At 63.8% G+C, this 14,529-nt stretch carries 14 protein-coding genes; 7 read left to right on the plus strand and 7 right to left on the minus strand.

The features are described 5' to 3' along the window. Position 1 precedes the first annotated feature (1 nt). The 3 genes from J6595_RS01775 to J6595_RS01785 form a co-directional block, all read right to left on the minus strand. Positions 2-409 carry a L,D-transpeptidase gene (locus tag J6595_RS01775; RefSeq protein WP_209592954.1) on the minus strand — a complete coding sequence of 136 codons (408 nt, stop codon included), beginning with the start codon at positions 407-409 and terminating at the stop codon, positions 2-4. A gap of 382 nt (positions 410-791) precedes the next feature. Further along, the gene (locus J6595_RS01780; protein WP_209592728.1) at positions 792-1,337 is read right to left on the minus strand and encodes a hypothetical protein; all 546 of its coding nucleotides are present in this window, start codon (positions 1,335-1,337) and stop codon (positions 792-794) included. Between the two features lie 463 nt (positions 1,338-1,800). Then, positions 1,801-2,439: an alpha/beta hydrolase gene (locus J6595_RS01785; RefSeq protein WP_209592729.1), complete on the minus strand. Its 639-nt coding sequence runs from the start codon at positions 2,437-2,439 to the stop codon at positions 1,801-1,803. 67 nt (positions 2,440-2,506) lie between these two features. Between J6595_RS01785 and J6595_RS01790 the strand changes: the two genes are divergently transcribed. Continuing rightward, positions 2,507-3,391, plus strand: a complete 885-nt coding sequence (locus tag J6595_RS01790) for a DMT family transporter (protein WP_209592730.1) — start codon at positions 2,507-2,509, stop codon at positions 3,389-3,391. Positions 3,392-3,431: 40 nt separating this feature from the next. On the opposite strand, the gene J6595_RS01795 is transcribed toward J6595_RS01790, so the two are convergent. Next, a complete protein-coding gene (locus tag J6595_RS01795; protein ID WP_209592731.1) occupies positions 3,432-4,064 on the minus strand; it encodes a hypothetical protein in 633 nt (210 codons plus the stop codon). Positions 4,065-4,094: 30 nt separating this feature from the next. Continuing rightward, positions 4,095-4,328 carry a hypothetical protein gene (locus J6595_RS01800; RefSeq protein WP_209592732.1) on the minus strand — a complete coding sequence of 78 codons (234 nt, stop codon included), beginning with the start codon at positions 4,326-4,328 and terminating at the stop codon, positions 4,095-4,097. Between the two features lie 119 nt (positions 4,329-4,447). Between J6595_RS01800 and pyc the strand changes: the two genes are divergently transcribed. The 4 genes from pyc (at position 4,448) to J6595_RS01820 (ending at position 11,730) form a co-directional block, all read left to right on the plus strand. Then, the gene (gene pyc, locus J6595_RS01805; RefSeq protein ID WP_209592733.1) at positions 4,448-7,909 is read left to right on the plus strand and encodes a pyruvate carboxylase; all 3,462 of its coding nucleotides are present in this window, start codon (positions 4,448-4,450) and stop codon (positions 7,907-7,909) included. Between the two features lie 61 nt (positions 7,910-7,970). Continuing rightward, on the plus strand, positions 7,971-8,471 hold the full coding sequence (locus tag J6595_RS01810) for a cupin domain-containing protein (RefSeq protein WP_342453063.1): 501 nt from the start codon (positions 7,971-7,973) through the stop codon (positions 8,469-8,471). A gap of 165 nt (positions 8,472-8,636) precedes the next feature. After that, on the plus strand, positions 8,637-10,106 hold the full coding sequence (locus J6595_RS01815) for a peroxidase family protein (RefSeq protein WP_209592735.1): 1,470 nt from the start codon (positions 8,637-8,639) through the stop codon (positions 10,104-10,106). 262 nt (positions 10,107-10,368) lie between these two features. Next, positions 10,369-11,730: a DUF2254 domain-containing protein gene (locus J6595_RS01820; protein ID WP_209592736.1), complete on the plus strand. Its 1,362-nt coding sequence runs from the start codon at positions 10,369-10,371 to the stop codon at positions 11,728-11,730. A gap of 119 nt (positions 11,731-11,849) precedes the next feature. Here the strand turns inward: J6595_RS01820 and J6595_RS01825 are convergent, their stop codons facing one another. Continuing rightward, positions 11,850-13,076: an MFS transporter gene (locus J6595_RS01825; RefSeq protein ID WP_209592737.1), complete on the minus strand. Its 1,227-nt coding sequence runs from the start codon at positions 13,074-13,076 to the stop codon at positions 11,850-11,852. Between the two features lie 134 nt (positions 13,077-13,210). Here J6595_RS01825 and J6595_RS01830 point away from each other — a divergent pair, with 134 nt between their 5' ends. Both J6595_RS01830 and J6595_RS01835 read left to right on the plus strand, forming a co-directional pair. Further along, positions 13,211-13,786, plus strand: coding sequence for a TetR/AcrR family transcriptional regulator (locus J6595_RS01830; RefSeq protein ID WP_209592738.1), 576 nt, complete (start codon positions 13,211-13,213; stop codon positions 13,784-13,786). A 115-nt stretch (positions 13,787-13,901) separates the two neighbouring features. Further along, on the plus strand, positions 13,902-14,111 hold the full coding sequence (locus tag J6595_RS01835; RefSeq protein ID WP_209592739.1) for a hypothetical protein: 210 nt from the start codon (positions 13,902-13,904) through the stop codon (positions 14,109-14,111). Positions 14,112-14,184: 73 nt separating this feature from the next. Here J6595_RS01835 and J6595_RS01840 read toward each other — a convergent pair whose 3' ends face one another. Continuing rightward, positions 14,185-14,520, minus strand: coding sequence for a zinc ribbon domain-containing protein YjdM (locus J6595_RS01840; RefSeq protein ID WP_209592740.1), 336 nt, complete (start codon positions 14,518-14,520; stop codon positions 14,185-14,187). Positions 14,521-14,529: the final 9 nt, after the last annotated feature.

Here is a 14,529-nt window from a genome sequence, read left to right on the forward strand (position 1 = left end):
GTCAGCGCTGTACGACGATGCGCGTGTTCTTCATGCCATGGCGTTTGACCAGCGAATAGAAGGTCCGCGCATTTGCCGGATGCAGGCGGACGCAGCCATGCGAGGCGGGCCGACCGAGGCGGCTGATCGCGCCCGTGCCATGAATGGCATAGCCGCCGGAATAAAACACCGAGTAAGGCATCGGCGACATGTCGTATTTGCGGGAATACCACATGCGGTGCAGCCGCTTGGGGCTCCAGCTGCCGGTCGGCGTGCGGTATCCGCGGCGAGCCGTCGAGACGGGCCAGCGATACATCACCTTACCGTTCTTGATGACCGTCAGGGTCTGCGACGAGAGATCGACCTTCGCCACCAGCCGCGCTTGCGCACTCGACACGACGGCAAAACACGCGGCGATCACCAATCCCATCGCCAAGACAAATTTTCTCACGTCGCCACTCCTGCCCAATCGTTGTCGTTCTTTTGCCCCTAAAAAACCCTAATTTCTCCAAATCGATGAATCAATTGCCAATATCGTGATGGCCTGGCGAACCGAACTTATGGTTATTCCATGCGCTGGGCTCAGACTGACGTTGCGGAACTCGGCGGTTTATCTCGTCGCCGGCAGGGCAGCGATGTCCCGCGCATTGGCGAAATCAAGAAGGTGATGACGGCTGCGTCGTTGAAACACGTTGGCAGGAGAGCTTGGAAACGGTCGATGCCTGCGCGCGACGCCGCAATGGCGATGTAACGCCTCTCCAGGCCGCAGCGTCGCGGCCGGGCGACATCGCGGTGCCGCCTCCGCAGTCGGCTCAGCCGCTCTGGGCTTGCCCGCGATCGATCGCCAGCATGCCGAAGTCGAAGCTGGCATCACTCTCCGTGCTTCGGCGACGCTGTGTCGCCCGCGATGCCACGAAGCGCGTCGCGCATGCCTCAACGAGAGCGCCATCAAGGCCCAGCGCCTCGTCGAAGAGGCGAACGAGCAAGGGGTTGGGGTCCGGCGCCTGGCGACAGAATGGTGAAAGGGCGGCGGTCGCCTCGGACGGATCGACGACAGCCGCCAGGATGCCGAGCCCGACGGCCGGGGCCCTTCGCCCACCCTGGAGACCATGCAGACAGAGCTTTGCCGTCTCGGGGAGAGCGGACGCCCAGGAGAGAATTTCCAGGGCCTGGCCGAGCGTCGGAGCGCCAGGCAGGCCGGCATCCTCGACGTCGTCGAACTCCACTTTCAAATGACAGTCCGGTGCGACGTCCCTCGGGCCGAGATAGGACCGCCCCGGCGTGATGATTGACAGGACGTGGGTGGGAGCGAGATCGGCATGGAACCGACGCGCTTCCGACTGGCCGCAGATCGACATTCTGCAGGGCCAGCCCCGAGGATGGCGCCCAGGCTTGGGAAGAGCGTGAAACGTCGTGAGCAAGAAAACCTCCCGTGCCCTTCGCCAATCAAGGAGCTCGCGAGCCAGTATGCACCGCCTAAGGCGACAGCGCCAAGGCGAAAAAGCCCTGGCGCTCGGAGCGCTGCAAGTGGGACGCCGCTTGGGTATAGGCTTCTGCCATTCTCGGTGGACTTCGAACGAGCCTTTCGAGGCCAGCGAAATGTCGGCATGAAAAAATCGAAAAAAAATTTCGGCCCGTCGGAACCCCGTCGCGGCCGGCGCATTATTCAGGCACCCCCAAGCGATCATCCCCCTCGATCGCGATATGCAAGACGAAAAAGGGCAGCTCCCCCCTCGCTGCCCTTTTTCGTGTTTGGAAGTTTAGTAACCGCCCGTCGATGCGTGACGGGTCAGGCTTCCTCCCCGCAGCATCAACAAAGCATCAGCGCGCAGCCAGCTCGCTGAAGAACGATCCGACCCGATCGACGATGACGTCCTTGTCGTTGTCCAGCGTCGCGACGTGGTAGGATTCGTTCAGCCAGAGCAGGCGGATGTCGTCCGACGCGATCGCATTGACGATCTTGAGGGCGTTGGATGCCGGAACGATGTGGTCCTCGCGCCCGTGGATCACCAGGCACGGACAGGTGATCCGCCCCATCAGGTCGCTCGTCGCGGCAAACAACGCCACGGCATCCGCCATGCATTTCACCGGAACCTCCTGATAGGCGAGTTCCTCGACACCCGGCGCCTTGATGTCGGAGCCGATGCCGGGCAGCCGCTTGGGCCTCGGGTTCAGCATCATGACCTCGGCAAAAGCCTCGGTCAGCTGGCCGGCGGCGGCGGCGATGGGTGCGATGCCCGCGACGCGGTCACCGAAGCGCGCTCCCAGATTGAGCGTCAGCGTACCGCCCATCGACAGTCCGGTGACGAAAACCTTGCGCTTTCGCGCCGCGAGCGCCGTCAACGCGGCCTCGGCCTCCCCCAGCCAGTCGAGATAGCCGGTCGTCTCCATGTCGTCCGGCGACGTGCCATGGCCGGGCAGGCGCGGGCCGACGAGATTTCCGCCATTGTGTCCTGCCACCGCTTGCCAGGCAACTCGCCGGGGCGCTACAGCCGGGTAAAGACGCCTCCCTTCCGAAAGCTTCCCCATGCAAGCCGGCATTCTTCTCGCCTTCGCGGCGTATTTTTCGTTTGCCTGCGGGGATGCGACACTGAAGGCGATCGGCCATCGTCTGCCGGTCTTCGAGGTCGGCTTCTTCATTTCGCTGGTGGCGCTCTTGCCTGCGCTGTTCACCAAGCGGCCCGAGGACAGCTGGACCAACGTCTTCGTTCCCAAGCGGCCCGGCCTTCTCGCCGTGCGCATGGCGAGCGGCACCATGGGCGGCATTCTCGGCGTCGTCGCCTTCACCACCCTGCCTCTCGCCGAAGCCTATGCGCTGATCTTCCTCCTGCCGATCTTCGTGACGGTGTTCTCCTTCGTGGTGCTGAAAGAGGAGATCGGCTGGCGCCGCTGGCTCGCCGTCATCGGTGGCCTCGTCGGCGTGGTTCTTGTCGTCAGGCCGGGTTTTCGCGAGATCCTGCCGGGCCATTTCGCGGCTGTCGGCGTCGCCATTTGCGGCGCGATCACCGTCATCGTCCTGCGCGTTCTCGGGCCGAGCGAAAGGCGGGTGACGCTGATCGGCGCGGTTCTGGTGGCGGCGGTCGTCGTCAATGGCGTCCTGATGATTCCGGACTTCCAGGCACCGTCCGGCGATCTGTGGCCGCTGATCGTCTTCGGCGGCCTCGTCGTCGGCCTCGCCCATCTTCTTCTGGTCTTCGCCACCCGCTTCGCCTCGGCCGCCCGCGTCGCGCCGACCCAGTACAGCCAGATCATCTGGGCGACGGTGATGGGCGCGATGTTCTTCGAGGAGTTTCCCGATCTCATCGCCATGATCGGCATGGCTCTGGTCGGTGTGTCAGGTCTCTTCACCTTCGTGCGGGAGAAGGAAAAGACGGTCTGGCCGCAGAAGACGCCGCTGTTGCGCAATCGGTAAAGCGATCAGCTCATCTGTCTGCCACGTTGAGGGGCCTCACTCAGTCTCCGAGCGAAATCGCGGCCTTTCGCAGCCATGCGCTGGGTTTCGCGGATTGCAAGCTCCCGCCCCTTGCGCAGAGAAGTGGTCGGGCCTCCCGCTCCGCAGGCCATTCGACCCTGGCTGCATCGTGAACTGCGAAATCGCAGAACACCGGGCTCGTCTCGACGAACTCGTCTGGAAATTCTTTGACAACGCTCGTCACGCAGGCCGTTCTCTGCTCGCCTCGGCCGGGGCACAGCAGCCAGACGAAGCTCGCCAGCACGATGTCGTTGCGGTAACGGAAAGAGCCGTCGGGGTCGATCACCCGGTCCGCAAGTTCCGGCTCCATCGCCCGCGCAACATAGAATCGCGCAAGGGCCAAGCGCTGCGCCTCGGCAATCTCGACGGTTTTACTGCTCACGATATTCAAAATGGCCCGGACGGTAGAGCTGGGGCAATTGACGTCCGGCGCGGGCGAGCGCCCGTTCCGCAGGCCGCTGAAATAATCCAGCCACGGACCGACCTCATCCATGCTTTTCAGGGTAAAGGTCTGCCTTTCACAAAATGCCCTGGCCGCATCAAAAGGCCTGGGATCGTCGGCGCGAGCCCCGGGCGCGGCAAGTGCCCCCAAAAACAAGGCGCTCGCGGCCAAGAGAACCCGCCTTATCAATCGAGGCATATATCACCCTTCCGGTTGGATCGCCGTGCCGTTCCAAGACATCTCGGCACCGGCGCACAAAATCATGCTCACCGCTCCAGCCTGACTTATCATCGCGGCGCAGCAGGCCGTCACAAGATTACCTAGGGCATTCGTTTCTCGCTGCGCATGGGAGAAAATTTTCTTCCCGTCTTGTCCGATCTTCCCGGCTGCATCGATCGGACCCGCTCCCTTCTTGCGTGTCAGACGAATGCGCATGGGGAGTTCAGCCCTTCGACTTCGCACTTGCGAAATCGCGCAACGCGCCGCAAACTTGTGCATTGCGGCCGTCCGTCTATAAGTCGCCGGCCCATTGGAACGTTCGGGAGGTGTTCACCATGGCCATTCGCAAGATTCTCGTCGCCAACCGTTCGGAAATCGCCATCCGGGTCTTCCGCGCCGCCAACGAGCTCGGTCTTCGCACCGTGGCGATCTGGGCCGAGGAAGACAAGCTGGCGCTCCACCGGTTCAAGGCAGACGAGAGCTATCAGGTCGGTCGCGGCGCCCATCTCGACAAGGATCTCGGCCCGATCGAGAGCTATCTCTCGATCGATGAGATCATCCGCGTCGCCAAACTTTCGGGCGCCGACGCGATCCATCCCGGCTACGGGCTGCTTTCGGAAAGCCCCGAATTCGTCGATGCCTGCCGCGAGGCCGGGATCACCTTCATCGGCCCCTCGGGCGATACCATGCGACGGCTAGGCAACAAGGTCGCGGCGCGCAATCTCGCGGTCGAGGTCGGGGTGCCGGTGGTGCCGGCGACCGAGCCTTTGCCGGAGGACATGGCGAAGGTCCGCGAGATGGCCGCCAAGGTCGGCTTCCCGGTCATGCTGAAGGCCTCCTGGGGCGGCGGCGGCCGCGGCATGCGTGTCATCCGCGCCGAGAAGGATCTCGAACGCGAGGTGACCGAAGCCAAACGCGAGGCCAAGGCCGCTTTCGGCAAGGACGAGGTGTATCTGGAAAAGCTCGTCGAGCGAGCCCGCCATGTCGAGGTGCAGATCCTCGGCGATACCCATGGCAACGTCGTCGATCTCTTCGAACGCGACTGTTCGATCCAGCGGCGCAATCAGAAGGTCGTGGAGCGCGCGCCGGCGCCCTATCTCGACCATGAACAGCGGCGCGAACTCGCCGGCTATGCGAGGAAGCTTGCCGACGCCACCGGCTATGTCGGGGCCGGCACGGTCGAGTTCCTGATGGATGCCGACAGCGGCGCCTTCTACTTCATCGAGGTCAATCCGCGCATTCAGGTCGAGCACACCGTCACCGAGGAGGTGACCGGTATCGACATCGTCAAGGCGCAGATCCACATCCTCGACGGCGCGGCGATCGGAACGCCCGAATCGGGCGTGCCCAGGCAGGAAGACATCAAGCTCAACGGCCATGCCCTGCAGTGCCGGATCACCACCGAGGATCCCGAGCACAACTTCATCCCGGACTATGGCCGCATCACCGCCTATCGCGGCGCCACCGGCTTCGGCATCCGGCTCGACGGCGGCACCGCCTATTCCGGCGCGGTGATCACGCGCTTTTACGATCCGCTTCTGGAAAAGGTCACCGCCTGGGCGCCGACGCCGGAAGAGGCGATCGCCCGCATGGACCGGGCGCTGCGCGAATTCCGCATCCGCGGCGTCGCGACGAACCTGACCTTCCTCGAAGCCATCATCGGCCACGACAAATTCCGCGACAACAGCTACACGACGAAGTTCATCGACGAGACGCCGGAGCTCTTCCAGCAGGTCAAGCGGAGAGACCGCGCGACAAAGCTCCTCACCTATCTCGCCGACGTCACGGTGAACGGCCATCCGGAAACCAAGAACCGGCCGCTGCCGCCGGAGGATCATGCTCCGCCCGTCGCGCCGCTGTTCGATGCGCCGATCGCCGACGGCACCCGCCAGAAGCTCGACGAGCTCGGCCCCAAGGGCTTTGCCGAGTGGCTGCGCGACAAGCCGGAGGTGATGATCACCGATACGACGATGCGCGACGGCCACCAGTCGCTGCTCGCGACGAGGGCCCGCACCCACGACCTCGTCGCCGTCGCGGAGGCCTATGCACGCGGCCTGCCGCAGCTTCTGTCGCTGGAATGCTGGGGCGGCGCGACCTTCGACGTGTCGATGCGCTTCCTCACCGAAGATCCGTGGGAGCGCCTCGCGCTGATCCGCGAGAAAGCGCCGAACATCCTTCTCCAGATGCTTTTGCGCGGCTCGAACGGCGTCGGCTACACCAACTATCCCGACAATGTCGTCAAATATTTCGTCGCCGAGGCCGCCAAGGGCGGGGTCGATCTCTTCCGGGTGTTCGACTGCCTGAACTGGGTCGAGAACATGCGCGTCTCGATGGACGCGGTCTGCGAGGCCGGCAAGATCTGCGAGGGGGCGATCTGCTACACCGGCGATCTGTTCGACCCCGACCGCTCGAAATACGACCTCAAATACTACGTGGCGCTGGCCAAGGAGATGGAAGCCGCCGGCGCCCACATCCTCGGCGTCAAGGACATGGCCGGGCTCTTGAAGCCCGCCTCCGCCCGCGTCCTCTTCAAGGCGCTGAAGGAAGAGGTCGGCCTGCCGATCCACTTCCACACCCACGACACCTCGGGCATCTCGGCGGCGACGGTGCTGGCTGCCATCGACAGCGGCGTCGATGCGGTCGATGCGGCGATGGACGCCTTTTCCGGCGCCACCTCGCAGCCCTGCCTCGGTTCGATCGTCGAGGCGCTGAAGGGCTCGGAGCGCCATCCGGGGCTGTCCTCGGAGGCGATCCGGCGGATCTCCTTCTACTGGGAGGCGGTGCGCAACCAGTATGCCGCCTTCGAGAGCGATCTCAAGGGGCCCGCCTCGGAGGTCTATCTCCACGAAATGCCGGGCGGCCAGTTCACCAATCTGAAGGAACAGGCCCGCTCGCTCGGCCTCGAGACGCGCTGGCATCAGGTCGCCCAGACCTATGCCGACGTCAACCAGATGTTCGGCGATATCGTGAAGGTCACGCCCTCCTCCAAGGTCGTCGGCGACATGGCGCTGATGATGGTCTCCCAGGATCTGACCGTCGCCGACGTGATGGACCCGAAGAAGGACCTCGCCTTCCCCGACAGCGTCGTCTCCATGCTGCATGGCGATCTCGGCCAGCCGCCGTCGGGCTGGCCCGCCGACATCCAGAAGAAGGTGCTGAAGGGCAAGGAGCCGATCACCGTTCGCCCCGGCTCCCTGATCGCCGACGCCGATCTCGGCAAGGAGCGCCAGACGATCGAGGAACGGATCGAGCGCGAGGTCACCGACGCCGAATTCGCCTCCTATCTGATGTATCCGAAGGTCTTCACCGACTTTGCTCTGGCCGCCGACCTCTACGGCCCGGTCTCGATGCTGCCGACGCCGAACTACTTCTACGGCATCGCCCAGGACGACGAGGTGCTGGTCGACATCGAGCGCGGCAAGACGCTCGTCATTCGCTGCCTCGGCTTCGGCGAGACCGACGAAAAGGGCATGCGCACCGTCTTCTTCGAGCTGAACGGCCAGCCGCGCCGGGTGAAGGTGCCGGACCGGGCGCATGGGGCGGCGGGCGGCGGCGTGAAGCCCAAGGCCGACCCGGCCAATCCCAATCATCTCGGCGCGCCGATGCCCGGCGTCGTATCGACGCTGGCGGTTTCGGCCGGCCAGGAGGTCAAGGCCGGCGATGTGCTCCTGTCGATCGAGGCGATGAAGATGGAAACCGCCATCCACGCCGAGCGGGACGGCAAGATCGAGGCCGTGCACGTGACGGCGGGCGCACAGATCGACGCGAAGGATCTGCTGGTCGTCTATGCGGGGTGAGGTGTCGGTCGCCGATCCGGCGGCTGCCTGCCTCGTGCCAAACAGTGTCGAGGAGGTCGATGTGACGAGAAGTCCCGTTCTCAAACTGGCCGCCCTCAAACTGACCCCGCAGACCCACGGCGAGACCTTCGCCGCCCATTTCGCCCCCGTCGCCGCGCCGCTGGGGGCGAAGCGTCTCGGCTCGCGCTATGTCGAGATCCCGGCCGGCAAGAGGGGCTGGCCGATCCACTGTCACCACGCCAATGACGAACTCTTCGTCATTCTCGCCGGCCGCGGCACGCTGCGCTTCGGCGAGGAGGCCTTTGCCGTCGAGGCCGGCGACGTCGTCGTCTGCCCGGCCGGCGGACCAGAGACGGCGCATCAGCTCATAGCCTCACCGGACGAGCCCCTCGCCTATCTCGCGGTTTCGACGATGAACGAGCCGGACGTGATGGAATATCCCGACAGCGGCAAGCTCACCGTCTTTGCCGGCGCGGCGCCGGGCGGCGACAAGACGGCCCGCCGGGTGGCGATGACCGTGAAGGCAGACAGCGGCGTCGACTATTGGGACGGCGAAGAGTGAGGCGAGCTTGAGAATTGGCGACTGGATGAGCCAGCAGGCGCCGGCTTGCCACGCGTTTCAATTGTCATTCACGTTTTTGCGCGGTGACCGCGCTTTTATTTACCTAGCGTCATGTCTGCTGTATCCACGTTCTGATTGAACTTCTCCAATCAGGGATGTTAGCTCATGCGCACGTTACACGGGATGACGCGTTTCGATCGCTTCATGAAGGAGTGCGTCGAAGGAAAAGCCGTCAATAACGCCGAGGTTCTGCCGCAGATCTTCGGATATCTGTTCGAAGCCAACCCCATTACCGGCAATCTGAGCAAGGATACCATCGTCGACGGGTTCGATGCTCTGGTCGAGACGATGAACAAGGACACGAATCTCGCTGGTCCGGCCGACGCCGGCATGACGTTTTTCGGCCAGTTCATTGATCATGACGTCACCCTCGATGCAACGAGCGTGACGGGCACGCGGATCGACCCGCAGAAGATCCGCAACGTCCGCACCCCCAATCTCGACCTCGACTGCGTCTATGGCGACGGGCCGGAAGCGACACCGCATTTCTACTCGCAAAAGCATGGCGGCTACATGCTGTTCGGGCGCAATGACAATCCTTACGATCTACCGCGAAACTCGGAGGGTCGCGCTCTGATCGGCGACCCACGCAATGACGAGAACATCATCGTCAGCCAGGTTCACGGCGCCTTCATCTGCCTCCACAACATCCTGATGTCGAAAGCGCTGAAAGATAAGTCGATCGGCCGGACCATCGCCAACTGCGCCTCCATGGGCATCAGAAAAACCGCCCTCGACGAGATCCCCACGGAGAAGATGCTGTTCGAGCAGGTGCGCCGGTTCATCCGCCTGCACTATCAGTGGCTCGTTCTGCACGAGTTCCTGCCGAGTTTCGTCGATCCGCACGTCATCAAGCACACTCTGGCGAAGGATCCGTTCCATGACCGCGGGCCGGTCATGCCGGTGGAGTTCTCCGTCGCGGCCTTTCGTTTCGGCCATGTCACGGTTCAGCCGACCTACAAGCTCACGGCGGGCGGCGACGATGTCGAACTGTTCACCATGCTCGGCTTCCAGAACCGCAAGCCCGAGACGACGGTGGAAATGTCGCAGTTCTTCAGCACCGACACCACCAAGGCCCAGAAGGCTCGTCCCGTCGGCACGACGATGGCCAAGTCGCTGTTCAAGCTGCCCGACAACGTCGCCAGCGGCCCCATTCGCTGGGGCGACTACACGATCGACGAGAAGCGCGCCAAGAAACTCGCGCTGCGCAACATCCTGCGCGACAGGACGTCCATTCAGGTGTTTTCGGGGCAGGACGCCGCCCTCCATCTGGGCCTGACGCCACTCGATGCCCCGAAAGCGCTGAAGGATCATCACATCGACAAGACGCCGCTCTGGTTCTACTGCATGCAGGAGGCCGAGACGCTGGGACACGGCCGTCTGACCGGCGTCGGCGGTTCAATCGTCGCCTCCGTGCTGATCCGGTTGCTCAAGCTCGATTCGGAGAGCGTGATCAACACCCACGGCTTCGAGCCATGGGCCGGCTTCGGCGGGAATTTCTCCATGGGCACCCTGATGTCCTACGTCGAGAAACATCGCGACGAACTGGACGTCCGCGAAGACCTCTACTGCTGACGGGGCTCGGCCGGGACCGGCCTTCCGGCCCCGGCTGCCGCCGGCTTTCGGCCGCTTGTCGAGAGCCATCGCAGGATCAGCCTGCAAGGCGAACGGTACTGCGACACACGGTGCCGTATTCGTGGGGCAAGAAGGCGAGCCGGGCCAGCTGATGTGGCCCGCCCCGTCGCCCTGCGACGCCGCGCCGGGCCACCGGCCACTGGCCCTTGCCAAACCTTCTCATAGATGCGCCTGTCCGGCCTGAAACCCGAGACGAGGCGAAATGCGCGCACTCTTGCTGCAATATTACGAGCGGATCAGCGCGAGCTACTGGTTCATTCCCTCGCTCATGGCGATCGGCGCGGCGATCCTCGCCTTCGTTCTGATCGAGTTCGATGCGCTGGTTCCGAACGATGCCCTCGGCAACAGCCCCTTCCTCTATGCCACCCAGCCCGACGGCGCCCGGGCGATCCTGTCGGCCATCGGCGGCTCGATGATCGGCGTGGCCGGCACGGTGTTTTCGGTGACGATGGCGGCCGTCGTCTTCGCCTCGGGCAGCTTCGGCCCGCGGCTTCTCACCAATTTCATGAACGACCGGGGCAACCAGATCACGCTGGGCGTCTTCGTCGCCACCTTCGTCTATTCGATGCTGGTGCTGCGGGCCGTGCGCGACGGCGGCGCGGACAGCGGCTTCGGCCAGATGTTCGTGCCCAATCTGGCGATCTTCGGCGCCATTCTCCTCGCCATCGGCTCGATCGGCGTTCTGATCTACTTCATCCACCACGTTCCCTCGAACATCCACATTTCGAACGTCATCGCCGGCATCGGGATGAGCCTCCTGAAACGGATCGAAACCGACTTTCCGGCCGAACCCGTGCGCAGCGTCGAGGACGACGCCGCCATTCGCTGGCAGGTGCCCGAATGCTTCCGGGTCGATGGCGAGAACACCCAAGAAAGCGACCCACCGCCTTGGGCCGATGTCGCCTCGGACCGCGTCGGCTATCTGCAGATCGTCGATCGGGAATCGCTCATCGAAGCCGCGCGCAAGGACGAGGTCGTCGTTCGGCTGACCTGCCGGCCGGGCGTCTTCGTCCATAGGGGCCGGACGCTGTTTCAGGCCTGGCCGGCCGAGCGCGTCGACGACGAAACGCGTGGCCGCCTGCTCTCCTCGCTCGCCGCCGGCAACTCGCGCAGCCCGCGCCAGGACATCAACTTCCTCTTCGACGAGCTGGTCGAGATCGCCGGCCGGGCGCTGTCGCCCGGCGTCAACGATCCCTATACGGCGATCACCGCGATGGACTGGCTGAAAGCGGCGATGGCGGCGATTGCCGGCCGCTTTCCCGGCGACCCTTATATCGTCGACGACAATGGCAGGCTGCGGGCGATCATCGAGGCCGGGCAGTTCGCCGACTTCCTGGAAATCGGCTTTGGCCACCTCCGCCAATATGCCGCCTCCGACATGATCGCTGGCGAGCATTTCATCAATTGCCTCGGCGAGATCCTGCCCTCGTGCCGCACGGATCATCAACGCCAGGCGGTGATGCAGCAGGTCACGGCCTACCTCGCGCTTGCCCGGGAGGCCCTTTCCGGTGCGTCGCTGGAAACGATCGAAAAGGCAGCAGCCAAGGTCGCCGCGAAGCAGTGACGGCGACCTGTCATACAAGCTCGTGATCACCACCAAGCCGGGCGCGACGATCATGTTAACGCGCTTGGCGGGGGGCGCCCGCGGCTTCACGCATGCCTCGTGAAATCTTGGCTGGCAGTTCAGCCGACTCGCTCGGCCACTGCGCCGGTTCCTCCGCGAGGCGACAGTCCGAGGAGACCGATCGCCGCCAGCCCGCCCACGACCAGCAAGGCAATGACCGCCGCGTAGATGTCGGCCGTCGCGGTAATGCCCAGACGTCCCGCGAGATAGCCCGCGATGAGGGCAGGAACACTGAACGCCAGATAGCTCTCGACATAGAACGCTGCGAGGAGTTCAGCCCGCTGATGGGGCGCGGCGGATGGCATGATCGTTCCCAGCGATCCCAGAAAGCTGGCTCCAAATCCGAGTCCGGCGACGAGCGTCCCAAGGACCAGCCAGGCGAGCGCTCCAAGATGGATACCGACGAGCAGGATCGCGACTCCGGCAAGCAGCGTCGAAGACCCGAAGATCAAGGCGAGCCCGGCAGGTCTGGTCCGCAGAAAGAGATTGGACAGAGCCCCGCTGACCATCAGACCCGCGACGACGATTCCACCAAGCAGCGGCGAGGAGCTCTGGATGACCCGGGCGAGCAGCGAGGGCATCAGTGACAGGAAGAAACCGGCAAGAATCCAGACCGAAGCGTTGATGGGCGTGACGAGCGCCAGGGTCCGCCTCGCCTTTGCCGGTACGACGACCTTTGGCCGCAGCGAAGCGAGGACGCCGGGTCTCGGCGTCACCGTTTCCGGCACCCGCGTAAGGAGGAGCAACTGGACAAGGCCGGCAACGAGGAGAAGTGCGTAGACAAGGCGCATCGGCTCCGGACCATAGGCTGCCAGCGCGCTTGCTGCCAAAGCCCCGAGCGCCATGCCGAACATTGGCGACAGGCTTGTGGCCAGAGGCCCACGTTTGCCGTCGGCATCGACCAGCGCCGCACCAAGGGTGCTCGCCGCGGCCCCTGTGGCAAAGCCCTGGACGAAACGCGCGCCGATCAGCATGCCGGGTCCATCGGCGAGGAGAAACATCACCAGCGCCATGCTCTGGATGACAAGAGCCAGGGCGACCGCCGACCTGCGGCCGATATAATCCGAGATCGAGCCGACGATCAGGAGGGCAGCGAGCAGGCTGAAGGCATAGACCGCAAAGATCAGCGTGATCGTGAAGGGGGAGAGCGCGAAGGTCTGCTGATAGAGGCGGTAAAGTGGCGTCGGCGCGGCAGAAGCCGCAAAGAAGGTCATCAGCGTCAGAGCATAGAGCCGGAATGCCGCAGGCTGTGACACGGGCGAGGAATCGACGGTGGGGCTGGACATCGTGACGATTGAACCCTTAAAGCAAAATCATTGCGTTTGGCCGATATAGAACAGCCATGACGCTAATGCAAATATTTTGCGTTAAGGCGATCTCGTGACAAAAGTCGCCAGGCTGCCAGCGATGAGGAGGCTTCATGTCGCCACAGGTCGCGTCCCGTCCGGGAGGGCGCAGCGCCAGAGTCCAGGCCGCGGTTCATGCCGCCGTAAAGGAATTGCTCGCCGAAACCGATCGCGCCGATCTGACGGTGCCGGCGATTGCGGAACGCGCGCAGGTCACGCCGTCGACGATCTACCGGCGCTGGGGCGATCTCGCCGCGCTGCTCGCCGACGTGGCGGTGGAACGGATCCGTCCGGATGCGCCGCCGGCCGATACCGGCTCGGCGAAGGGTGATATCACGGCATGGGCCGAACAATATAGCGAGGAGACATCCTCGCCGATCGGGCAGGAGATGCTGCGCGACATCCTCGCCGCGCGTTCGGCAACCGCAAATCCCGTCCGGTGCTGCGAACTCGTCCGAAGGCAGCTCGACATTATCGCCGAGCGGGCCAGTCAGCGTGGTGAATTCATGCCGGCTCCGGAAACCATCCTCGACAGGGTCGTCGCCCCGATCGTCTATCGCACTCTCTTCGACGTTCCGCCAAGTGCCGATCAGGTGCGCTCGCTGGTCGGAGAGTTGTGGGCAGAGCATGCACGGCCGTTCGAACGATGAAAATCGGTTCCAGGACAAAACACCGCTTCTCGCTCGAAGCGAGCGACGCCCTAGAACTGACGATGACTGAACGATGCCTCCTGCCGCCTGCCCTCAGCCCGATCATGGTATTTCAATGAAATCTCTCCTCATCCTTTCAGCGCTTGCGGCCCTGTCCGGCTGCACATCCACAGCCGCCAGGACCGACGCGACGGCCGTCCAGAAGCCGTCGACGGCCGAAGCCGAGTGCGCGCGCTTCGGATATACGCCGGGCACCCAGCCCTTTCAGGAATGCACCAACGATATGCGCCAGCAGGCCAGAACCCTCGCTACGGCGCAGCCCTGACATCGCTGGCGACAAGACAGGATCGAGGATGATTGCGGCGTTTCGCTGCGTCGAACGCGCGTCCTCCAAGCGATCAACTCTTGCGGACGAATTCCGACTTGAGCTTCATCGCGCCGATCCCGTCGATCCGGCAGTCGATGTCATGGTCGCCCTCGGTCAGGCGAATGTTCTTCACCTTCGTGCCGACCTTGACCACCTGGGATGTGCCCTTGATCTTCAGATCCTTGATGACGGTCACCGTGTCGCCATCAGACAGCGTCGCGCCATTGGCATCCCTGAACTGCGGACCGGCCGGCGAAGCCTCGGCCGAGAGCGACCATTCGTGGCCGCATTCGGGACACACGAGAAGAGAGGCGTCCTCATAGACGTTTGACGACTGGCACTGCGGGCAATCGGGAAGATCATTCATCGCTGTGGT

The organism is Jiella mangrovi (genome assembly GCF_017815135.1).
Lineage (GTDB): Bacteria > Pseudomonadota > Alphaproteobacteria > Rhizobiales > Rhizobiaceae > Jiella > Jiella mangrovi.